We start from the raw sequence: 21,980 nt of genomic DNA, 5'->3' as shown, positions 1-21,980 counted from the left end.
GTTTGGTTCCAGAGCTTATTTGATAAGGAACTCTTCACGGCTGCGGCCATTGGCTTCTGCGTCAATGATCCAGCGTGGGGGGCGACCACGGCCCGTCCAGGTGTCCTGGGTGCCGGGGTGACGGTATTTGGGAGGCAGGCTGGTTTTGGGGCCGGTGGAAGCACCAGCACCACGACGAGCAGAGTTTTCCAGAGCTTCAGCGACTTCCTCAATCGTGATCTCGTTATCTTGCATGGATTTGACGATGGATGCGATGACAGGACGACGCTGTTTGACTCGAAGGGATTTCATCTGCTTTTGAAGACGCAGAATCTCTTTTTCTATCTTCTGCTTTGCGGAGCTGTAAGTTTCGACTGACATATAGGATTCCTGTTTCATGTTTGTAGTTATCTGATAAACCCTGCCTGCACGAGCTCATGTTTATCATGCGAAAACAGTGTACTTTGATTTCCTTGAAAATATAAGTGGTTTGAAAAAAAATAAACGTTAATTCAAAAAAACTGTTTAGTCTCTGTAATTGTTTATAGTCATTAGTCAATTCTATGGGGCGTGATTATTTAAACTAATCAGGGGTTATCATGATTTTGAATGGGTTTATACAAAAACCATATAGCTGAATTTTTAATTAAGAAAAATATAAAATAATTTTAATTAGGTATCAGAAAATGTCGTAATTAGAGTTTTTTGTCGCGATTAGGGGAGCTGCCCGATTCAGCGTCGGAAAGCCCGAAAATAGCCGGTTCAGTACGTGGGCATCGCATACGGTGGCACATTCTGTTTTAATGCTCAGATGGACGGAAACCGAATGGATGTCAGTGCGTCTGTCGGTACCCATTTTCGTCCCTTGCAGCCGTGGGCTTGCCAGGGATCTGTCAGTAGGAATAAACGATGAAGCTAGTTGATCCGGCAATCAATGCCCTGGAATGCGCCCGTGGTCTGTTGCTCGAGCCTTGGGGCTTGCATGAAAGCCACCTGTCCGGTGCGCTGGGTGAAATCTTCACCCATCAGGCTGACTATGCCGATTTATATTTTCAGTACACCCGCAGCGAGGGCTGGAGCCTGGACGAGGGCATTGTGAAAAGCGGCAGTTTCTCGATTGAGCAGGGCGTGGGTGTGCGCGCGCTGAGCGGCGAGAAAACCGCGTTTGCCTATTCGGACTCCTTAAGTCCTGAGGCCTTGCTGTCTTCGGCGCGCGTGGTGCGTTCCATTGCCCGTCAGGGGGGCTCGGGAAAAAGCGGGATTTTGGTGCCGGCCGATTCGCAGCGTGCGACGCTTTATACCGGAACGGACCCCATTGCCAGCTTGCCTGCGCCAGAAAAAGTGGCTTTGTTGGGGCGTCTGGACGCCTTGGCTCGGGCAGCCGATTCGCGTGTGGTGCAAGTTATGGCCAGCCTGGGGGCGGAATATGATGTGGTGCTGGTTGCGGGCAGTGATGGTCGTCTGGCCGCCGATGTCCGTCCCCTGGTGCATTTGTCCCTGTCGGTGATTGTCGAACAAAATGGCCGTCGTGAGCGTGGTTCGGCAGCGGGTGGCGGCCGGGTGGATCTGTCGTACTTCTCCGACGACATGCTGCGTGCCTATGTGGACAAGGCCGTGCGCTCGGCCATGACCAATCTGGAGGCCAAGCCTGCGCCTGCCGGTCAGATGACGGTGGTTCTAGGCCCAGGCTGGCCTGGTGTCATGCTGCACGAAGCCGTGGGCCACGGTCTGGAAGGCGACTTCAACCGTCGCGGCAGCAGCCTGTTCTCGGGTCGTATTGGCCAGCGTGTGGCGTCCAAAGGGGTAACCGTCATTGACGACGGCACCCTGGAAAACCGTCGTGGCTCCTTGAATATGGATGATGAAGGCAATGCCACGCAACGTACGGTTCTGATCGAGGACGGTATTTTGAAAGGGTATTTGCAAGATACCCATAATGCGCGCTTGATGGGTGCGGCCATTACCGGCAATGGCCGCCGTGAATCCTATGCCAGCTTGCCTTTGCCGCGCATGACCAACACGTTTATGTTGGGTGGCGATAAAGATCCTCAGGAGATCATCGCTTCGGTCAAGAAAGGCTTATATGCTGTGGACTTTGGTGGTGGGCAGGTTGATATTACGAGCGGTAAGTTTGTTTTTTCCGCTTCGGAGGCCTGGGTCATTGAAAACGGCAAATTGATGTATCCCGTCAAAGGCGCCACCTTGATCGGCAGTGGCCCGGATGCCATGAATCAAATCAGCATGATCGGCAATGATATGCAGCTCGATCCTGGGGTAGGGACCTGCGGTAAAGAAGGTCAAAGTGTCCCTGTTGGGGTAGGGATTCCTACCGTGCGAATGGAAAATCTGACCGTGGGTGGTACCGCCTGATTTAATTTGCCAGCTAATTAAATGGTTATTCGCACCGCTTCTGCTTGAATTAAGCAGGAGCGGTTTTTTGTTTTTATATTGCGCCGCAACAAATCGCTTTTACTTTGTTATTGTTGCCCCGGGGGCCCCGCTGCGTCGGCAGAGATGCAGCGCGACTTTTCAGCAGGTTGCGCGTTCTTGAGCACTTTGGGCTGGCGAAGCCGGATGGCCAGCCAGCATAGCAAGGCGCCCGAGCACACCATGGCTGAGCCTTGCCAGAAGCTTGTCGCCAATGGCGTGCGCAGTAGCAGGCTGGACAAGGCCGCCGAAAATACCGGGATAAAGTAGGAGGCACCGGCGAGCAGGGTGATATTGCCGTGCAAAATGCCGACATTCCAGGCTGCATAGCCAAAACCCATCGCGCTGGCAGCCAACAGCAAATACACCAGAGCCGGTGTCGACACTGTCAGGCTAGGAGCTCCCTGAAACAGATGGTTCATCCACAAGGTGGCCGCGGTCAGCATGAAAAATAAGGTGATGCCATTTTTACCCTGCGCGATGCGTGCGGTCATGGTGCTGTAGCCAGCCCAGATCAGGGCCCCGCTCAGTGCCAGGCCATAGCTCAAGGGGTTGTCCTGCACGTTGAGCCAGACGCTGTTCGGATTCAAGCCTTGCTCACCACCGAGAATCCAGCTGATGCCCAACATGGACAAAAACAGGCCCGGGACGATCAGCCAATTGGCTTTCTGTTGCTTGAATAAAATGGCCGCCACGATGGTGAAGGTCGGCCAGAGATAATTGACCATGCCCACCTCAATGGCTTGCCGGCTGTTATGCGCATAAGCAATCGATAGGGCCAGGCAGAGCTCATAGCAGACAAAGAGGATGCTGCCCCAGAACAGATAAAGGCGCGGAAATTCGCGCAGCCTCACCCATCCAGCTGATAAAAGCAAAAAGACGGAGGCCAAGGTATAAATCAGGGCCGCGCCGCCGGTAGGGCCCAGATAGTCGCTGACGCTGCGGATCAGGCCGACAATCGTGCTCCATAAGATGATGGCCATCAGCCCGATCAGGGTGGCTTTATCAGATTGTTTCATGCGGGTTTCAATGTCTGCCGAGCGTGCCCTGGGCGGCAGGCGGCTTTACTTGCTGGGGACACTTATGGGTTAATGGGCCGGCTTTGTATCCGGATCTGGCTGTCTGTAAGCAGAGCTTGAGCGCCAGGGATGGGTGCTGACAGCGATCCAGGCCGTGTGGGCGGACCGTTTGTAGCAGTGTACTGCAGGCGCGGTGCGCGCTCGTACCCCTTGTGAGGACGGGAGGACAAGGATAACAGGCCATTTTGTCTGCCCCCCTGGAGAGGGCGACAAGTTGGAATACTTACATTTTCTTGAGTTTTGAGTCGAACCTTCTGTTTACGCTCCGTATGATTTTGAGTGTAAATCGGTTTGACTTGAATCTTTTCTGCGCATATCATTTCAACACGAATTAATAGTGCTGAATTATTTTGTTTGGCTAATTAAATGACTACGGATCAACATTACGATTTACGAATTTTGCGGGCTTTGCGCCAGATCACGCGCTCGATTGCCCTGCATTCCCGGCAGCTGTCGGCGTACAGCAATATCACCGCGCCCCAGTTGATCTGCCTGCGCACCATTATTGAGAAGGGGCCCTTGACGGCGACGGCCATCAGTCGCGAAATGCACGTCAGCCCCAGCACCGTAGTGGGGATTCTGGATCGTCTGGAAGACAAGAAGCTGGTGTTGCGTGAGCGTGGTCGGGAAGACCGCCGCATTGTATTTGTCAGTGCCACACCGGAAGGCAAGACCTTGGCCCGTGATACACCATCCCCGTTGCAAAAGAAGTTGTCGGACGCCCTCAAAGAGCTGCCTGAGCTGGAGCAAGCCACCATGACGCTGTCCTTGGAGCGCATTGTTCGCCTGCTTGATGCGGATCCGGATGTCGTGCTGGAGGCCGATGAGACGGCTTCCCCTATTCTAGAGGTCCCGGAAGGGGATGTGCCCCCCGAATCCGGGTTGGTGGTGTGACGGCCCGACCGGATACGGGCAGCGCGACAGGCAGCGTGGGTGCTGCCGGGCCTGCCCCCGCTGTTCCGGCGCTGGTATTGCGTGCGCCCGTGCTGCGTGACGCGGCGGCCATCCATCAGCTGATTGCCGCCTGCCCACCGTTGGATCTGAATTCTGAATATCTCTATTTGCTGCTCAGCGAGCATTTTTCCCGGACCTGCGTTGTTGCGCAGCGGGGGGAACAAATAGACGGTTTCATCTCTGCCTACTTTCTCCCCGACCGTCCCGATGTGCTCTTTGTCTGGCAAGTGGCGGTGCATGAGCGCGCCCGTGGGCAGCGTCTGGGACAGGCCATGCTGGAACACTTAAGACAAGGTCTGAGTGACCGTGACTGGCGCTTTCTGGAAACGACAGTCAGCCCCGGCAACCTGGCCTCGCGTGGCTTGTTTGCAGCGATGGCGCGCCGTTGGGGAGCACCCCTGCAGGAACACGCATTTTTTGATACTGCTTTGTTTGCCGCGCAGGCACACGAGGCAGAACCTCTATTACGAATCGGCCCCTTGGACTCAGGATAAGGGGACTTTACGCAAAAGAACGGTAGAGCCGGTCTGGTTCGCTGATTGTTGTTTGTCGGCTCAAGACACGCCGTTCTATAACCAGGAGAGGAAATATGACTGACTTAAAAATATTCGACCGGATGGAGTCTGAAGTAAGGGGCTACGTCCGGTCCTTTCCGGTCATTTTCAACAAAGCCCGAGGCTCGGTTTTGGAGGACGAGTCAGGCAGGCAATACATCGATTTTTTCAGTGGAGCCGGTACGCTCAATTACGGGCATAACAATCCCCACTTGAAAGAAAAGCTGATTGAGTACCTGAACACCGACGGCTTGGTACATGGTTTGGATATGGCCACCAGCGCCAAGAAGTATTTTCTGGAAGCGGTGGACAAGATACTGCTCAAACCGCGCGGGTGGAATTATCGCCTGCAGTTTACGGGCCCGACGGGCACCAATGCCGTGGAGGCGGCGTTAAAACTGGCGCGACAGGTCAAGGGGCGCCAGAATGTGATTTCCTTTACGCACGGTTTCCACGGCGTCAGCACGGGTTCCCTGGCAGTGACGGCAAATTCCAAGTTCCGCAGTGCGGCAGGTGTGGCCCTGGGCAATACCTCGTTTATGCCGTATGACGGTTACCTGGGGCCGGACGTCAATACGATGGCCTATCTGGAGCGCTTGCTGGAAGACCCCAGCAGCGGCCTGGACCATCCTGCCGCGGTCATCGTGGAAACCGTGCAAGGTGAAGGAGGCGTGAACGTGGCCACACAGCGCTGGTTGCGCGAGTTGCAACGCCTGTGCCGCGAACATGACATGTTGCTGATTGTCGATGACATTCAGGTCGGTTGTGGTCGTACTGGTCGTTTCTTCAGCTTTGAACAGGCCGGCATCAGCCCTGACATCATTACACTGTCCAAATCGTTGTCCGGTTTTGGCTTGCCCATGTCCTTGGTCCTGTTGCGCCCTGAGCTGGATGTGTGGAAGCCCAGCGCCCATAACGGCACCTTCCGTGGCAATAACCTGGCATTTGTGACGGCCGCCCAGGCTCTGGAAAGTTACTGGGCCAATGAGGACTTCGAGACGGAAATCCAGGCCAAGGAGCGACAGGTGCGCGACTGGCTGGAAAATCTGGTGCACAGCTACCCGGATCGGGGCTTGAGTGTGCGGGGACGCGGACTGATTCAAGGTCTGGTCACGCCGCCCGGTGCGGGTCTGGCTAATGAAATTGCGGCCCAGGCCTTCAAGCAGGGTTTGGTCATTGAGACCTCGGGGGCCCACGACGAGGTGTTGAAGCTGCTGCCGGCGCTCACGATCAGCAACGAGGAGCTCAGCCAAGGTCTGGACATCATTGAGCGCAGTGTCGCCCAGTGCCTGTCCAAACGCGGCAGTCAGGCCAAGATTCTGAAGATTGGAGGAGCACGCTGATGCTGGTCAAAAACGTCAAAGATGTGATTGGAACCCGTGACGAGGTGCGCACGGACACCTGGGTCAGTCGCCGTGTCTTGCTCAGGAAAGACGGCATGGGCTTTTCTTTTCACGAAACCGTTATTTTTCCGGGCACTGAGACGCACATCCACTACCAGAATCATTTGGAGGCGGTGTGGTGCATTGAAGGCGACGGTGAAATTGAAACGGTAGCCGACGGCAAGAAGTACGAGTTGGGGCCAGGCGTGGTCTACGCCCTGGATCAGCACGATGAGCACTATCTGCGTGGTGGCAAGGAGCCATTGCGGGTGATATGCGTGTTCAATCCGCCCTTGACCGGTCAGGAAGTTCACGATGAGAAAGGGGTCTATCCCGCTATTGTGGAAGACTGACATCTTAAGGAGAGCATGATGACAGTGACCATGAGCGATCTGTACACATCCCGTACAGAACGAACGGCGGCCATCGTCAGCCGTCAGGAGCCGGTGGTGTATCCGGACCCGGTAGGTAGCCAGCCCTTGAATCGGGCCCAACTGCGCGAATATGAGGACAATGGCTTTTTGCTGTTGCCTGACTTGTTCAATGCGCAGGAAGTGCAGGCGCTGCTGAGTAATGTCCAGGCCATGAGTGCAGACCCCGCCATTTTGTCGCGTGAAGAAGCCGTGGTTGAAAAGGGCAGCCAGGCGGTGCGTTCGATCTTTCGGGTGCATGAGCTGAGCGACCTGATTGCCCGCCTGGTGCGGGACCCGCGGGTGCTGGATGTGGCCCGCCAGATTCTGGGCTCGGAAGTCTATGTGCATCAGTCCCGTGCCAACCTGAAGCCGGGCTTTACCGGCAAGGAGTTCTATTGGCATTCGGACTTCGAGACCTGGCATATTGAAGACGGGATGCCCCAAATGCGCGCCTTGAGTTGTTCGGTGCTGCTTACGGACAATAATGTGTGCAACGGGCCACTGATGCTGGTGCCGGGTTCACACCGTCAGTTCATTTCCTGCACTGGGCAGACGCCGGACAATCACTACAAGGAGTCCTTGCGCAAGCAGGAGTATGGCGTGCCTGACCCGATCAGCTTGCGTTTGCTGGTCGATCAGGGTGGAATCGAAGCCATTACGGCCAAAGCCGGTTCCGTGATCTTTTTTGACTGCAATACCTTGCATGGTTCAGCCAGCAATATTTCGCCTTGGCCACGAGCCAATGTGTTCACGGTCTACAATAGCGTGGAAAATTGTGTGGGTGAGCCCAAGCAGGGTCTGACCCCTCGGCCTGCACATGTAGCCACACGTGGACATTTCCCCGTCCTTAAGCCATTGGATGGGCCGCTGTTGGAGTCTTGAACAAGCGGAGGGTCTGTAGTTTTTGAGACCTTGGCTCGATAAAACGCTCCCTGGATTTATTTCCGGGGGGCGTTTTTTTGTATGGGCAGGTTTTCAGTGGCAGACTCAGGTTCTGACGCTCAGAAAAGCGCAGGTCAGACACTCGAGAGGGCGCCACGATACGGCAGGCCTGACGGGTGCGGGGCCGCCAGGCCCTTGGTTACCACGGTATTGGGATGGACGAGTGCCTCAGCCTTGAGTGCCAGCGGGGGCGTGGTGTAAACGGCTTGAAGTCTCACCTTGCCGCCAGCGTCGCTAAATGAGGAGCATCTCAGTGGCAGAAGTGGCCCACCACTGGGGATTGACTACGCCGCTTGAATGAAATTGCTCAAAAAGGCCTGAGTCCGTGCTTCCTGCGGGTGACAGAACACTTGCTCTGGCGGACCGGATTCCACGATCACGCCTTTGTCAAAGAAACAGACGCGGTCTGACACCTCCTTGGCAAATTGCATTTCGTGGGTCACCAGCAAGATGGTCAGATCCTGTTCCTGGCTCAGCTTCTGAATCACGCCCAGCACTTCGCCGACCAGCTCTGGGTCCAGTGCCGAGGTGGGCTCATCGAACAGCAAAATGTTCGGCTCCATGGCCAGAGCGCGGGCAATGCCCACACGTTGTTGCTGACCGCCCGAGAGCTGACTGGGGAATTTGTCCGCATGGTCGATCAGACCCACCAGATCCAGGTATTTGGTGGCTCGTTCGCGCGCTTGCTCCTTGGACAGGCCCAGTACATGCATGGGGGCTTCGGTCACGTTGCGCATTACGGTCATGTGAGGGAACAGATTGAACTGCTGAAATACCATTCCCATTTCCTTGCGCATTTCGCGCAAATGCTTTTGGCTGGCGGGGACCAACTGGTCGTTGACACGTTCATGCCACAGGGGTTTGCCCGCGACCGTAATGACGCCGTCGTCTATGGTTTCCAGCGTCATCAGGATACGTAGCACCGTTGATTTGCCCGATCCTGAGGGGCCGATAATAGTGACTTTTTCACCCCGCCTGACTTGAAAGTTCAAGGCATCCAGCACGGTGACGTCACCGAATTTTTTGGTGACATGCTCAAATTCAATGATGGGCTTGGAGAGTGTGTCGATCATCGCAGAGGGATTCCTTGCTTGGGCAAACGTTGGTCCAGTGCTCGTATCCCCGCTGAAGCCAGCAGGGTCAGCAGCAGGTACAGGCCGCCCACCATGGACAGGGGAATGATGTAGTTAAAGGTACGGTCACCAATAATCTTGGCCACATTCAGCACTTCCAGCACCGATACAACAGAAAGCACGGGCACGTCTTTCATGATGGATACCAAGTAGTTGCCCATGGCTGGAATGATGCGGGGGATGGCCTGGGGCAGGGTGATGACCATAAAGGTGCGCAATGGGGAAATATCCAGCGCACGGGCAGCTTCAGTCTGCCCGTGGGTGACGGATTCCAGACCGGCCCGATAAACTTCCGACAGATATGCGCTGTACTGCACACCCAGTGCCAGTGCGCCGGTCAGGAAGGCGGGCAGCACGATGCCGTAGTCCGGCAGTACGTAGTACAGGAAAAACAATTGCACCAGCAATGGCGTGTCGCGCAGGAACTCGGTCAACACATAGGCGGGCCAGGAGATCAGGCGCAGACGCACGCTTTTCAGGCCTGCCAGAATCAGTCCTAACACGGCGGCAACACCAAAACCCAGCACGGCGGCCTGGATGGTCACCCATAAACCTTTGAGCAGGATAGGCAGGATAGACAGCGCAAATGCTCCATTGCTGCTGGTGTCCCATTCAATACCAAACAGCATGTTCAGCTCCTTTGCGCGCGCCAGCGGCCGGTTGCGCGCTCCAGCAATTTCATCAGGACGGTCAGTACCAATGCCATGCCAAAGTACATCAGCAAGAGCAGGGTGTAGATGGTGGTGCTGTCTTGGGTGAAGTTGCGTATTTGTTCAGCTCTAAAGCTCAAGTCCCCCAAGCTGATCAGGGAGACCAGGGCCGTATCCTTCAGGTTCTGCACGGCCAGATTTCCGAAACTGGGCATCATCTCTGGAATGGCCTGGGGCAGGCTGATGCGCCACAGGGTTTGGCGTTCTGTAAAGTCCAGGGCCTTGGCGGCTTCCAGTTGAGAATGCGGTACGGCCTGGATAGCGCCGCGCACCACTTCGGCCCCATAAGCGCCAATGTTCAGGCCCAATGCCAGGGTTCCAGCCACGACCGGGTCCAGCCGCCAGTCCAGACCGAGCGACTCGCCCAGAATCGGCAAGGCAAAGTACAGCCAGAATAGCTGTACCAACAAAGAGGTGCCGCGAAACACCTCGATAACGGTGATGGACAAGGAGCGCAGGACCACAGATCGCGATAGCCTGCCTATACCCAGCGCGAAGGCGGCGATGGCCCCCACGACCGTTGAGTACAGGGTGAGCTGTATGGTGACCCAGGCCCCTTCCATCAGGGCCGAGCTGTAACTTAACCAATCCATATCAGATTCCGGACAAGGGCAGGCGGGGCACTCCCGGTGCGAAATGGGCCCTTGCGAGGGGCTACGCAGGCTCGTGCGGCCGCCTTACCCGCAGGTGAAGGATCAGGCTTTACACAGCTGTTCCGTGGATTTTTCAAACGAGTGCTTGGCGTCTTCCTCGGTAAAGCCGTGCTTGTCGAGGATCGCTTTCCATTCCTCGGTTTTCTTGAATTCGGCCAGCTCCTTGTTCACTGCGTCGCGCAGATCTTCGGATTCCTTGGCAAAAGCAAAACCGCCCCAGCTGCGAACCGGAGTGCCGTTGATGACGGGGTCCTTGAATTCGGCGGCCAGTTCCACCTTGCCGCTCCCTTTGGATGCCAGGTCACTGACGGTCTGGCCGGTGGCAGCATAGGCGTCGGCACGACCCGTGGCGACGGTAGAGATGGCATCCGCGTTGTTGGAAATCGTGATCATGCGATCATCGGGTACGCCCAGGGCCTGCATCATTTCCAATTGATCGGCACCGGCCATGATGGCGATCTTGTGATCGGTCTTGGCAAAGTCCTCGTAGGCGTGAATGTTTTTGGGATTGCCCTTGGCCACGAGCAGGCCTTCACCATACGAGCTGTTGGGCTCGGAGAACAGCACGGTATTGCAGCGTTGCGGCAGGATGGCCATTTCAGCGGCCACCATATCAAAGCGCTTGGCTTGCAGGCCGGGAATCAGGGAGCCGAAGTTGGCGGTTTCCCATTTGATTTCCTTGATGCCCAGACGCTCCAGGATGGCTTGCGCCACTTCAGGACCTGCGCCCTGAGCCTTGCCGGACATGTCCATGTAACCGTAAGGAATTTCATTTGCAACGGCGACGCGAATCACGCCGCGCTCTTTGACTTGTTCCAGCGTGACCGCGTGGGCGCTGGAGGCGGCAGCGACGGTGCCCAGCAGGGCCAAGGCCAGCGCGCAGAGGGGCTTGGAGTGTAGTTTCATCATGAGTCCTTTTCTCGCCTTTACCATTTCGTTATGAATGATTTGTTTTACGAAAGATTTGCAGGGAAATCATAGCGCATAAAATCATTCGTACTCAAATTAAATGGATAGAAACTATCGACCAAAAGAACTGATTAGAATTTATATATAAATAAAGAGTTTGGTCTTAGGGAAAATGCGTGGTGTCTTGAGTACGTGTTTTTACTATGCTCCCAAGGATTAAAGAGCGCTTGTCCTCTCAAAAGCGCCTGGCTTGTGCCTACCCCAGATTGATTCATGAATGAGTTCGGCGCGCCTTCGGGCGCGCCGACACCTTTTTGGAAAGTGCGCTTTACGGTGCTTTCAAACCCTGCTGGTGCGGGAAATGCACGGTATCAAGAACACTGTGCGGTCCCAGCAAGAGTGCTCATCCTACGCGGTGCTGCGCCTCTTGTACCGGCAGCTGGCGACTTCTTCAGATCAGAAGTACAGCCGGAAAAAAAGTTGGTGACAGACTTACTTAATGCAAAATCGTGGAGGCTCTATGAGCAGAGAAGAGGGCGGTTTTATAAAACAGCATCTGATTTGGGTGCTGGTTGCGGTGCTGGGGGCCTTTGCCCTGGGAACGGTGGCGCTAAGCCGGGGGGAGAGCATCAATGCTCTATGGATCGTAGTCGCCGCAGTCTGCGTCTATTTGATTGCCTATCGTTACTACAGCCGTTTCATTGCTCGTAAGGTCTTTGAGCTGGACGCCACCCGCATGACGCCTGCCTGGCGTCATAACGATGGTCTGGACTATGTACCGACCAATAAGCATGTGCTCTTTGGTCACCACTTCGCGGCGATTGCTGGCGCGGGCCCCTTGGTCGGGCCGGTGCTGGCTGCGCAAATGGGTTATCTGCCCGGCATGCTCTGGATTCTGGCCGGCGTGGTATTTGCGGGGGCCGTGCAGGACTTTACCGTTCTGTTCATCTCCATGCGCCGCGACGGGCGCTCGCTGGGGGATCTGATCAAGTCCGAACTGGGCACGGTGCCTGGCGTCATTGCGCTGTTTGGCGCCTTCATGATCATGGTTATCATCCTGGCCGTGCTGGCGCTGATTGTGGTCAAGGCCCTGATCAACTCACCGTGGGGCACCTTTACGGTGGCAGCGACGATTCCGCTAGCCATTTTCATGGGGATTTATCTGCGCTTCCTGCGGCCGGGCCGTATTGGCGAGGTCTCGGTGATCGGGCTGATCTTTCTGCTGGCCGCGATTGTGTACGGCCAGGACGTGGCCGCGCACCCCACCTGGGGGCCGTTCTTCACGTTGAATGGCGAAGAGCTGACCTGGGCACTGATTATTTATGGCTTTATTGCCGCTGTGCTGCCCGTTTGGCTGCTGCTGGCTCCGCGTGACTATCTGTCCACCTTCCTGAAAATCGGCACGATTGTGGGGCTGGCCATCGGTATTGTAATTGTGGCGCCCGATCTGAAAATGCCAGCGACCACCAAATTTATTGATGGCACAGGACCGGTCTGGTCCGGCAGCTTGTTCCCCTTCCTGTTCATCACCATTGCTTGCGGTGCCGTGTCCGGTTTCCACGCCTTGATTTCCTCGGGCACCACACCCAAGATGATCGAAAACGAAACCCAGGCGCGCTATATCGGTTACGGCGGCATGCTGATGGAATCCTTTGTGGCCATCATGGCTTTGGTCGCTGCTTGCGTGATCGAACCTGGCATTTACTACGCCATGAACAGCCCGGCTGCCCTGATTGGCACGACTCCTGAACAGGCCGCGCAAGTGGTGTCCAGCTGGGGCTTTCTGATTACGCCGGCCGATCTGACCCAGATGGCCAGCGACGTGGGTGAAAACAGCATTATTTCGCGTGCGGGTGGTGCTCCTACCCTGGCGGTAGGCATGGCCTTCATCTTGCATAATGTCATCGGCGGGCCGGCGATGATGAGTTTCTGGTATCACTTTGCGATTCTGTTCGAGGCCCTGTTCATCCTGACTGCCGTGGATGCCGGCACCCGTGCCGGCCGCTTCATGCTGCAGGATCTGATGGGCACCTTCGTACCGGGCTTGCGCCGTACCGAGTCCTTGGTCGCTAACCTGATTGCCACGTCCTTGTGCGTGGCGGCGTGGGGCTATTTCCTGTATCAGGGGGTGGTTGATCCGTTGGGTGGCATCAATACGTTGTGGCCTTTGTTCGGTATTGCCAACCAGATGCTGGCGGCAGTGGCATTGGTGCTGGGGACGGTGGTGCTCTTTAAGATGAAGAAAGATCGCTACGCCTGGGTGACCGTGGTTCCTACTACCTGGCTGTTGATCTGCACGCTGTTTGCCGGCTTTCAGAAGATGTTTCACCCTGATCCCAAGATCGGCTTTCTGGCGCATGCCAAGGTGTATCAACAAGGTCTGGCCGAACAAACGGTCATGGCTCCTGCCAAATCGCTGGAGCAGATGCAGCAGGTTATTTTCAACGATTATGTGAACTCGACCTTATGCGGTTTGTTCATTTTTGTGGTTGTGAGCATGGTGTTCTTTGGCATACGTTGCGTGTTGAACGCGCGCCGCAGTGCCGTGCCACATTCAGCCGAGACGCTGTATGAGCCTTTGCCGGCTCAGGCAACAGCAGGAGCGTGATATGAAAGGATTATTGACTGGAGCGATAGCGCGCGGAGCCCAGGCAGGGCGGGGGACGGGACGCTACCTGGCCACCACCTTGCGTCTGATGGTCGGTGTACCGGATTACGAGACCTATCTGACGCACATGCGGGTAAATCATCCGGAACAACAGCCGATGGCATACGCCGAGTTCTTCCGCGAACGACAGCAGGCGCGGTATGGAGGTAAAGGACGTATCGCGTGCTGCTAAGTGAGTCGGCTAAGGGTCAGAGCCAGGGTTCTGGCCCTTTCTGCATGACAGTCCGATGACAATAAGCCTAATTGTGTTCAGATGTAAAAATAAGACAAACCAAGGTTCTAAACGATTTATCGTGTTTTTTTGCGTCAGCACGAAACAAATGGGCCAATAAAATTCACTAAACGAAATATACGTTTCGTTTCATGGGTTTTTTTCATGGGTTATTGGTATAAATATTTTGTTGTTATGCGGTTTTTTGGATGAATCTTGCTGGTTTTGTTTGGCGGCGCCTCAGGAACTGTGTTAGGATTTTTCCCATGACTTTCGCAAACCCCGTTTTCTTCTTTTATTTTTATGCTTTTCCGATGCCGCTGGTGGAGGAAAGGACGGGTTGCACCAAACAGAAGTAAGACCTAAATCCTGAAATAAGCCGCCAGCATAGACCGGGCGGCTTTTTTTTCGTTTGCCCCCGGACCTGGCAAACCAACTGGAGTTAAATCGTGTCGCACAATACTGATGATTTACGGATTCGTGAAATTAAGGAGCTCTCTCCCCCATCGCACGTGATGCGCGAGTTTCCGTGTACCTCTGCTGTATCGACGACGGTTCACAAGGCGCGCCGCAGCATCCACAAGATTCTTCACGAACAGGACGATCGTCTGGTGGTCGTGGTGGGCCCGTGTTCCATTCACGATACCGAAGCGGCCATGGACTACGCCCGCCGCCTGACAGAACAGCGCAAGCGTTTTGCGCCCGAGCTGGAAATTGTCATGCGCGTGTACTTTGAAAAGCCTCGTACCACCGTGGGCTGGAAGGGCCTGATTAACGATCCAAACATGGATGGCAGCTTCAATATCAATCAGGGTTTGCGCACTGCTCGTGAATTGCTGCTGGCTGTGAACCAGCTGGATTTGCCAGCGGGCTGCGAGTTTCTGGACATGATTACACCCCAGTACATTGCTGATCTGGTGTCGTGGGGCGCGATTGGTGCGCGCACGACAGAAAGTCAGGTTCACCGAGAACTGTCCTCGGGATTGTCTTGCCCGGTCGGTTTCAAGAACGGCACGGATGGCAATATCCGCATTGCGCTGGATGCCATCAAGGCGGCCTCCCAACCTCACCATTTCCTGTCGGTCACCAAGGGTGGTCACTCCGCCATTGTGTCCACCGTGGGCAATAACGATTGCCATGTGATTCTGCGCGGCGGCAAGGCGCCAAACTATGACGCTGAGCATGTCGAAGCCACCAGCCAGGCCATGATCAAGGCCGGCATGGTGCCGCGTGTGATGATCGATGCCAGCCATGCCAATAGCAACAAGGATTACCGTCGTCAGCCTGACGTGCTGGCCGATGTGGCCGGTCAGATTGCGGGTGGCGATATGCGCATTTGTGGCGTGATGATCGAAAGTCATCTGGTCGGCGGCCGTCAGGACGTCGTCGAAGGCAAGCCGCTGACGTACGGGCAAAGCATTACGGACGGTTGCATTGATTGGGATGACACGGTGGCGGTGCTGGAGAACCTGGCCCAAGCCGTGCGTCAGCGCCGTCAGGCCCGGGTCGCACTTGAAGAAGGGGCACTTAGCCACTCATAATAAGGTTTTGCCTTTTTGGAATGTTCATGAATGCTCCCGCTCATGCCGAAATCGTGCGGCGCCCTTTACCTGAAGGTTTTGTAGAAGCCTTGCAGGCTCAGTTTCAAGAGCGTTGCTCGCTGTCTCACGCCGTGCGTGAGCACCATGGTCGGGATGAATCGCCTTATCCACCCATGCTGCCCGATGTGGTTGTGTTTGCCCGCAGCACTGAAGAAGTGGCCTGGGTGGCCCGTCATTGTCACGAGCATCATGTGCCGCTGATCCCTTACGGGGCTGGCTCCTCGCTGGAAGGACATTTCCTGGCAATTCAAGGTGGCGTCAGCCTGGATTTGTCCGGCATGGACGAGATCGTGGCAATCAACGCCGAAGACTTCACCGCCACGGTGCAAGCTGGCGTGACGCGCATGGCCTTGAACGAGCATATCCGTGATACGGGCTTGTTTTTTCCCATCGATCCCGGTGCGGATGCCAGCTTGGGCGGGATGGCGGCAACCCGTGCGTCGGGTACCAATGCCGTGCGCTACGGGACGATGCGTGAAAACGTCCTGACCCTGAAGGTCGTGACGGCAGACGGCCGCATTATCGATACCGCTAACCGCGCCAAGAAATCCTCGGCCGGTTACGACCTGACCCGTCTATTCATCGGTAGCGAAGGCACGCTGGGCATCATCACCGAAGTGACTGTCCGTCTGTACCCTCAGCCCGAAGCTATTTCTGCCGCCATCTGTAATTTCCCCGATCTGCGCTCTGCCGTGCAGAGCGTGATCGAGGTCATTCAAATGGGTATTCCGATTGCGCGTGTCGAATTCATGGATACCGCAGCCGTACGTGCCACCAATGCCTACAGCAAACTGACACTGAAAGAATCGCCCCTGTTGCTTTTTGAATTCCATGGCAGCCCCAGCGGGGTTCAGGAGCAGGCCCAGGTAGTTCAGGAAATCACCCGTGAAAATGGTGGCATGGATTTTGAGTGGGCCGACAAGGCCGAGGACCGTTCCCGTTTGTGGACGGCTCGACACAATGCCTACTTTGCCGGCTTGCAACTGCGCCCTGGGTGCCGCTCCAGCACCACGGACGTGTGCGTCCCTATCTCTGCGTTGGCAGAGTGCGTGGCCCAGACCGCGGCCGACATGGATCAGGCTCCGTTTCCGTACACCATCGTGGGCCACGTGGGCGATGGCAACTTTCACGTGCTGATGTTGCTCGATGCCGATAGTCAGGAGGAATGGGACGAGTCCGAGCGCCTGAACCGCCGGCTGGTGGAACGGGCGATTGCCATGCAAGGTACCTGTACCGGCGAGCACGGCGTAGGTTTGCACAAGATGGAGTTCATGCTGGCCGAACACGGTCAAGATGCGCTCGACGTGATGGGCAGCATCAAGCGGGCGCTTGACCCGCATAACATCATGAATCCCGGGAAGATGTTACCCGCACGCGCTCAGGCCTGAGCGCGCGCTTGCCCCTGACCAAGCCCAGTCTGTCCAGCCTGGGCTTTTGTGACCGGGGCGGCACAGCTTGTCAGAAACCCCGTGCGGGGACGGCCTGTCCCTGTACTTGCGTCAGGGCAGGCGTACAATGCTTTTTTTAGTTAGTCGGGTGCGCGCCGGTCCGTGGGTTTGCGGGCTGTGGCCCCGCTCATCATCACTGCAATGACTATTTCCACCAAAAAAGGTCGCGTCGTTATCGGAATGTCCGGCGGCGTGGACTCCTCCGTTTCGGCCTGGTTGCTTAAAGAGCAGGGCTATGAGGTCGTCGGCCTGTTCATGAAGAACTGGGAAGACGACGATGACTCCGAATTTTGCTCCTCGCGCCAGGACTGGCTGGACGCGGCCAGTGTGGCTGATCTGGTCGGTGTCGAAATCGAGGCAGTCAACTTTGCTGCGGAATATAAAGATCGCGTGTTTGCGGAGTTCTTGCGAGAGTATTCGGCAGGTCGTACCCCGAATCCCGATGTGCTGTGCAATGCCGAAATCAAGTTCAAGGCTTTTCTGGACCACGCCATGACCTTGGGTGCCGACTGGATTGCCACCGGCCATTACGCCCGTGTGCGTGGCGTGCCCATGGCTGGGGGCGGCACAGACTATCAATTGCTCAAAGGTCTGGATGCCTCCAAGGATCAAAGCTATTTTCTGCACCGCCTGAACCAGGCGCAACTGTCGCGCACTCTGTTCCCGTTGGGCGAGATCAACAAGCAGGAAGTGCGCCGTATTGCTGAGGAATTGAAGCTGCCCAATGCGGCTAAAAAAGACTCAACCGGCATTTGCTTTATCGGCGAGCGTCCTTTTCGCGAGTTCCTGAATCGTTACTTGCCCACTCAGCCCGGTCCGATCAAGACACCGGAAGGGCAGGTGCTGGGCCAGCACGTGGGCCTGGCTTTCCACACCTATGGCCAACGCAAGGGTTTGGGCATTGGTGGCGTCAAGGGCAAGCAGCGCGAAGATGGGACTGCCGACGCCTGGTATGCCGCCCGCAAGGACCTGGCCACGAATACGCTGTATGTCGTGCAGGGTCATGATCATCCCTGGTTGTTACAGTCCGAATTGAAAGCCGAGCAGACCAGCTGGGTTGCAGGTCACCCACCCGCGTTGGGCCCGATTCACGCCAAAACGCGCTATCGTCAGGCCGATGCGGCCTGCACGATTCTGGCTGCCGACGGTGATAGCTTGTCTTTACATTTTGACGAGCCACAATGGGCCGTCACTCCAGGCCAGTCCGTGGTCTTGTATGACGGTGAGCGCTGCCTGGGCGGTGGCATTATTCAGTAAGAGGCGGGCATGGAACCCATTTTAGTCATCAGTTTGCTGGTGCTGGGTGCCGGTATTGGCTTGGCCGCCGGTCTGCTGGGGATTGGCGGGGGCATGATTCTGGTGCCATTCCTGACCTTTCTGCTGCCCCTGTTTGGTGTGCCGCAGGAGTTGGCCGTTCATGCCTCGATCGCCACGGCGATGGCCACCATCTTGTTTACTTCCTTGTCCAGCGTGCGGGCTCACCATAAGCACGGCGCCATCCGTTGGGATGTGGTCAAGGTGATGGTGCCCGGCCTGATAGTGGGAGGGCTGCTGTCGGGCGGTGCGGTGTTCGCCATGATAGACAGCACGGCGCTGGCTATTGTGTTTGCGGCGTTTGTCTTGTATTCGGCCTCCAAAATGGCCCGTAAATCGGCCCCGGTGCAAGGCCGATCCTTGCCGGCTCCTTTCTGGATTGCCGCCATGGGGGCGCTGATCGGTTTTGTGTCCGGTCTGCTGGGTGCTGGCGGGGCATTTCTGTCCGTTCCTTTTATGCTACGCGGCAATGTGCCGGTTCGGCAGGCGGTTGCGACCTCCGCCGCGCTGGGCTTTTTTATCGCCCTTGCCAATAGCGTGGGCTATATCTGGTCCGGTCAGGTGAGCTTTGGCAGTCATCCAGGCATGATTGGTTTTATCTACTGGCCTGCCTTGCTGATTGTCTCGGCCACCAGCATCTGTACCGCCCCCTTGGGTGCCAGTCTGGCCCACAAGATTGACCAGATGACGCTCAAGCGCATTTTTGCCGGCATGCTGACGGTGCTGGCGCTCTACATGATTGCGCAGGCCATTACACAGGCTTGATGAGGCGCTCAGACTGGACTTTGCCATCGCTAAAGTCCAGTGCATCCCGCTCGGTTTCCTCTAGCGGCTCAAAACTTTCCCCTTGTGTCCATCGCATCGCCGACCGTAGGGCGGTAAGTGCCTGCTCGCTTTGGGGCAAAGTACGGCCGTACGCATGAAACTCGTGCGTCATGTCCGGCCACACATCCAGGCGTACCTGGGCTCCCTGCCGGTGTGCCTCACGGGCAAAATCGCGGATCATATCGACCATGATTTCTTTGCCGCCTGCTTGGATATAGAGAGGGGCCAGATGACGCAGATCCTGGGCGATGGGAGAGAGCTGTGCATCGCTCCAGGGCCCCTCTCCTTTCAGCCACTGCCCATACCGCAGTGTCTGGTAGCCCTGCACCATATCGTAGCGATCATGGCCAAACTGACTGGCCCCTCGTCGTCCGGTATCAGTCCAGGGGCTTAGGGCCAGGGCCAGCGCAGGCTGGGGCAAGCCCGCCTGGCGCACTCTCACCAAGGTCATCAGTGCCAGATGGCCGCCCGCTGAGTCGCCACCCAGGACTATGTCTTGGGGGCGCAAGCCTTGGGCGAGCAAATAACGGTAGGCTTGCACCGCATCGTCCTGTTGGGCCGGATGCGGATGCTCCGGGGTCAGGCGATAGTCCAGGGCAAAAATCGTGGTTTGCAGGCGATGAGCGAGCAGACGAATAAAGTGCTGTGACACCGCGGGATAAAAAGCATAGCCGCCGCCATGGAAGTACAAAAGAGTGTGGGTCTTGTCAGCATGCTCGGGAATAAACCAGTGTCCCCTTGGCTCTTGAGCGGTGCTGGCCTGTACCCGTACCGGCAGGTCCGGTTCTGCAATTGTGTACAGACTGTCGAAGTAAGCCCGGCTTTGAGCGATGTTGTCCAGACGAAAGACGTGATTGAACTGCTTTCGATAGAACAGGGTGGCGATCTCAAAGGAGATGGTCCAGCCGTGGACTTGTGGCCTGCCTATGGCCCGTCGGGCCAGAACATCCACCGTGGTGGCCCACAACGTAAGGACGCTGCGGCAACGGTGGGACCAGGAACCTTGCAGAATGATTTTGGGCATGGAGAGGAAGCTGAAGTAGGATACAAGAAGAGCAGTCAGTGTGGCCGGCCTTGCTCGGGCCGGATAGAACGGAAGCGACGTCTCATGACCACTTTGTCTCGTGCCTGCCTGCATCGTCCTCGCCGCCATACCGCGGCCAGCATCCATCTGGGGGTAGAGCGGGACACCCGCGGGCTGGATTTGCTGCCTGAGCAGCGTTTGAATTGTTATCCGGCCTCGCCGCTGGTGGTGTTGTCGTGGATTTTTCATGGCCAGCTGCATAGGGTTCGGATGCTGGCTGAGGGCGGTCCGATGGTTCTGTCAGAGGCTTTGTCCAGTATGGTGCTGGCTGGGCCCTCGCGCACCCCGTCCATGAGTTGGTCTCCGGGCCCCGTGCATGCCATTTCGATTGGGCTTTACCCCGATGCCGTAAGACAGATGTTTGGTATTGAGCCCCATGCCTTGATGGATCAGGTCTTGCCCATGGATAAGGTCTTGCCGGCTGCGGCCTGTCGGATTCTGGAGCAGGTGCAGCCTGGGCAGGGAAGGCTGTTCGAGCAACTGGAAGCAGCCATTTACCGCTGCACGCCTACTGAGCGCCTGGGCAGCAAAGCGGGGTCTGCCAACTTACATGATTGGTTACGAACCTTGGCGATGAGGGCGGCAATGACGCGCCCCGGAACGGGTTTGCGCCAATTGCAAAGACAGATCAAGCGGTGGGCTGGGCAAAGTCAGCGTGAACTGCAACTGTATGTGCGCGTAGAGCGTGCCTTTGACTTGCTGCAGCAGCAGGAAAAGACGGACTGGTCAGCGCTTGCGCTCCAAGCCGGCTACAGTGACCAGTCTCATTTTGGTAGGGAGGTCAAACGGATTACGGGTTATTCGCCAGCCCGTTTTGCCCAGCGTCTACAGACTGACGAGGCCTTCTGGATGTACCGTTTACTGGGCGAGTGCTAAGTCGGCAGACATAAAAAAACCCATTCAGAAGAATGGGCCCTGGTTTGCTGTCGCAACGCTCACTGCGTAGGCGGCAAGGTGCTGGCAAACGAGGGGCGCGTCTGGAGTTTCTCATCCAGGCGTTGCAAATTGCCATACTGCGAGCGCCAGTCCAGCTCCGGAAAGCGCAGGTCCAGATAACCCAGTGCGCAGCCCACGGCAATATCGGCCAGGCTAAAGCTGGTTCCCATGCAAAAGGACTGGTCACCAAGGGTGTTGTTCATGGATTGCAGAGCGGCGGTGATCTTGCTGTTCTGACGATCAATCCACGAGGGCAGACGCAGTGCTTCGGGGCGGCGGTTTTCCACCACGATGGCGACGGCGGCATCCAGCAAGCCATCGGCAATGGCTTCCCAGCATTTGACTGCAGCGCGATCACGTCCGGCTTGAGGAATCAGGCGGCCGACGGGCGAGAGGGTATCCAGATACTCGACGATCACGCGGGAGTCAAACAAATTAGCCTGATCGTCCATGATCAGACAGGGGATTTTGCCCAGGGGATTGTGTTTCAGAATATCGCTGTCATCGGCCCACACATCCTCCAGAATCAGCTCGTAATCGAGCTTTTTTTCCGCCATGACAACACGCACTTTGCGCGCGTATGGACTTGTGAGGGAAGCTAGAAGTTTCATAAAAAGCTATCAAAAGTTGCAGGCTCAAAAAGTATAGCAGGAACCTCCGGGCGAACGCCTCGCTAAGAAGGCATGACCCCATAGCGTGGAACAATGTCTTAAAACTGTGGTTTATTCGTCAAATAGCCTGGTGGCTGGTGGATTCTG

At 56.4% G+C, this 21,980-nt stretch carries 21 protein-coding genes; 13 read left to right on the top strand and 8 right to left on the bottom strand.

All coding sequences use genetic code 11. The features are described 5' to 3' along the window. Positions 1 to 15: 15 nt before the first annotated feature. Positions 16 to 360: an H-NS family nucleoid-associated regulatory protein gene (locus tag ACOZ42_RS11050; protein ID WP_003802861.1), complete on the bottom strand. Its 345-nt coding sequence runs from the start codon at positions 358 to 360 to the stop codon at positions 16 to 18. Between the two features lie 528 nt (positions 361 to 888). Between ACOZ42_RS11050 and tldD the strand changes: the two genes are divergently transcribed. Further along, positions 889 to 2,349: a metalloprotease TldD gene (gene tldD, locus ACOZ42_RS11045; RefSeq protein ID WP_059317970.1), complete on the top strand. Its 1,461-nt coding sequence runs from the start codon at positions 889 to 891 to the stop codon at positions 2,347 to 2,349. 107 nt (positions 2,350 to 2,456) lie between these two features. Here the strand turns inward: tldD and yddG are convergent, their stop codons facing one another. Further along, positions 2,457 to 3,425 (bottom strand): aromatic amino acid DMT transporter YddG, encoded by a 969-nt coding sequence (gene yddG / locus ACOZ42_RS11040; protein ID WP_240208530.1) that lies wholly within the window; start codon positions 3,423 to 3,425, stop codon positions 2,457 to 2,459. 426 nt (positions 3,426 to 3,851) lie between these two features. On the opposite strand from yddG, the gene ACOZ42_RS11035 reads away from it, so the two are divergent. The 5 genes from ACOZ42_RS11035 (at position 3,852) to thpD (ending at position 7,670) form a co-directional block, all read left to right on the top strand. Next, positions 3,852 to 4,379, top strand: a complete 528-nt coding sequence (locus ACOZ42_RS11035; protein WP_003802867.1) for a MarR family winged helix-turn-helix transcriptional regulator — start codon at positions 3,852 to 3,854, stop codon at positions 4,377 to 4,379. Further along, the gene (gene ectA / locus ACOZ42_RS11030) at positions 4,376 to 4,933 is read left to right on the top strand and encodes a diaminobutyrate acetyltransferase (protein ID WP_003802869.1); all 558 of its coding nucleotides are present in this window, start codon (positions 4,376 to 4,378) and stop codon (positions 4,931 to 4,933) included. The genes ACOZ42_RS11035 and ectA overlap by 4 nt, the downstream gene beginning before the upstream one ends. Positions 4,934 to 5,028: 95 nt before the next feature. Beyond that, positions 5,029 to 6,336, top strand: coding sequence for a diaminobutyrate--2-oxoglutarate transaminase (ectB, locus tag ACOZ42_RS11025; RefSeq protein ID WP_003802871.1), 1,308 nt, complete (start codon positions 5,029 to 5,031; stop codon positions 6,334 to 6,336). Continuing rightward, on the top strand, positions 6,336 to 6,728 hold the full coding sequence (locus tag ACOZ42_RS11020; RefSeq protein WP_426345130.1) for an ectoine synthase: 393 nt from the start codon (positions 6,336 to 6,338) through the stop codon (positions 6,726 to 6,728). Before ectB ends, ACOZ42_RS11020 begins: the two co-directional genes overlap by 1 nt. Before the next feature lie 18 nt (positions 6,729 to 6,746). Beyond that, positions 6,747 to 7,670, top strand: a complete 924-nt coding sequence (gene thpD, locus ACOZ42_RS11015) for an ectoine hydroxylase (protein ID WP_003802877.1) — start codon at positions 6,747 to 6,749, stop codon at positions 7,668 to 7,670. Between the two features lie 344 nt (positions 7,671 to 8,014). Here the strand turns inward: thpD and ehuA are convergent, their stop codons facing one another. The 4 genes from ehuA to ehuB form a co-directional block, all read right to left on the bottom strand. After that, positions 8,015 to 8,803: an ectoine/hydroxyectoine ABC transporter ATP-binding protein EhuA gene (gene ehuA / locus ACOZ42_RS11010; RefSeq protein ID WP_003802881.1), complete on the bottom strand. Its 789-nt coding sequence runs from the start codon at positions 8,801 to 8,803 to the stop codon at positions 8,015 to 8,017. Next, entirely contained in the window at positions 8,800 to 9,492 is a 693-nt protein-coding gene (gene ehuD / locus ACOZ42_RS11005; protein WP_003802883.1) for an ectoine/hydroxyectoine ABC transporter permease subunit EhuD, read from the bottom strand. Before ehuD ends, ehuA begins: the two co-directional genes overlap by 4 nt. Positions 9,493 to 9,494: 2 nt before the next feature. After that, on the bottom strand, positions 9,495 to 10,166 hold the full coding sequence (gene ehuC / locus ACOZ42_RS11000; RefSeq protein WP_003802885.1) for an ectoine/hydroxyectoine ABC transporter permease subunit EhuC: 672 nt from the start codon (positions 10,164 to 10,166) through the stop codon (positions 9,495 to 9,497). Positions 10,167 to 10,268: 102 nt separating this feature from the next. Beyond that, the gene (gene ehuB, locus ACOZ42_RS10995; RefSeq protein WP_240208533.1) at positions 10,269 to 11,135 is read right to left on the bottom strand and encodes an ectoine/hydroxyectoine ABC transporter substrate-binding protein EhuB; all 867 of its coding nucleotides are present in this window, start codon (positions 11,133 to 11,135) and stop codon (positions 10,269 to 10,271) included. A gap of 520 nt (positions 11,136 to 11,655) precedes the next feature. On the opposite strand from ehuB, the gene ACOZ42_RS10990 reads away from it, so the two are divergent. The 6 genes from ACOZ42_RS10990 to ACOZ42_RS10965 all read left to right on the top strand — a co-directional run bounded on the left by ACOZ42_RS10990 (position 11,656) and on the right by ACOZ42_RS10965 (position 19,142). Continuing rightward, positions 11,656 to 13,743 carry a carbon starvation CstA family protein gene (locus tag ACOZ42_RS10990; RefSeq protein ID WP_336579283.1) on the top strand — a complete coding sequence of 696 codons (2,088 nt, stop codon included), beginning with the start codon at positions 11,656 to 11,658 and terminating at the stop codon, positions 13,741 to 13,743. A gap of 1 nt (position 13,744) precedes the next feature. Further along, on the top strand, positions 13,745 to 13,975 hold the full coding sequence (locus tag ACOZ42_RS10985) for a YbdD/YjiX family protein (RefSeq protein ID WP_003802891.1): 231 nt from the start codon (positions 13,745 to 13,747) through the stop codon (positions 13,973 to 13,975). 485 nt (positions 13,976 to 14,460) lie between these two features. Then, positions 14,461 to 15,555, top strand: a complete 1,095-nt coding sequence (aroG, locus tag ACOZ42_RS10980) for a 3-deoxy-7-phosphoheptulonate synthase AroG (RefSeq protein ID WP_329956489.1) — start codon at positions 14,461 to 14,463, stop codon at positions 15,553 to 15,555. A 26-nt stretch (positions 15,556 to 15,581) separates the two neighbouring features. Continuing rightward, entirely contained in the window at positions 15,582 to 17,003 is a 1,422-nt protein-coding gene (locus ACOZ42_RS10975) for an FAD-binding oxidoreductase (protein ID WP_003802895.1), read from the top strand. 201 nt (positions 17,004 to 17,204) lie between these two features. Next, entirely contained in the window at positions 17,205 to 18,320 is a 1,116-nt protein-coding gene (gene mnmA / locus ACOZ42_RS10970; protein ID WP_039943632.1) for a tRNA 2-thiouridine(34) synthase MnmA, read from the top strand. Between the two features lie 9 nt (positions 18,321 to 18,329). After that, entirely contained in the window at positions 18,330 to 19,142 is an 813-nt protein-coding gene (locus ACOZ42_RS10965; protein WP_003802898.1) for a sulfite exporter TauE/SafE family protein, read from the top strand. Here the strand turns inward: ACOZ42_RS10965 and ACOZ42_RS10960 are convergent. After that, positions 19,129 to 20,226 carry an alpha/beta hydrolase gene (locus ACOZ42_RS10960; RefSeq protein WP_426345129.1) on the bottom strand — a complete coding sequence of 366 codons (1,098 nt, stop codon included), beginning with the start codon at positions 20,224 to 20,226 and terminating at the stop codon, positions 19,129 to 19,131. The two genes, ACOZ42_RS10965 and ACOZ42_RS10960, sit on opposite strands and share 14 nt — an antisense overlap. Before the next feature lie 84 nt (positions 20,227 to 20,310). On the opposite strand from ACOZ42_RS10960, the gene ACOZ42_RS10955 reads away from it, so the two are divergent. Then, the gene (locus tag ACOZ42_RS10955) at positions 20,311 to 21,162 is read left to right on the top strand and encodes a helix-turn-helix domain-containing protein (protein ID WP_426345128.1); all 852 of its coding nucleotides are present in this window, start codon (positions 20,311 to 20,313) and stop codon (positions 21,160 to 21,162) included. Between the two features lie 59 nt (positions 21,163 to 21,221). On the opposite strand, the gene ACOZ42_RS10950 is transcribed toward ACOZ42_RS10955, so the two are convergent. Further along, positions 21,222 to 21,833: a glutathione S-transferase family protein gene (locus ACOZ42_RS10950; RefSeq protein ID WP_003802903.1), complete on the bottom strand. Its 612-nt coding sequence runs from the start codon at positions 21,831 to 21,833 to the stop codon at positions 21,222 to 21,224. Positions 21,834 to 21,980: the final 147 nt, after the last annotated feature.

Origin of the sequence: Alcaligenes sp. HNGD-HTN06 (genome assembly GCF_049932565.1) — a bacterium.
GTDB lineage: Bacteria > Pseudomonadota > Gammaproteobacteria > Burkholderiales > Burkholderiaceae_B > Alcaligenes > Alcaligenes ammonioxydans.
This window is presented reverse-complemented; position numbering and strand designations above follow the sequence as displayed.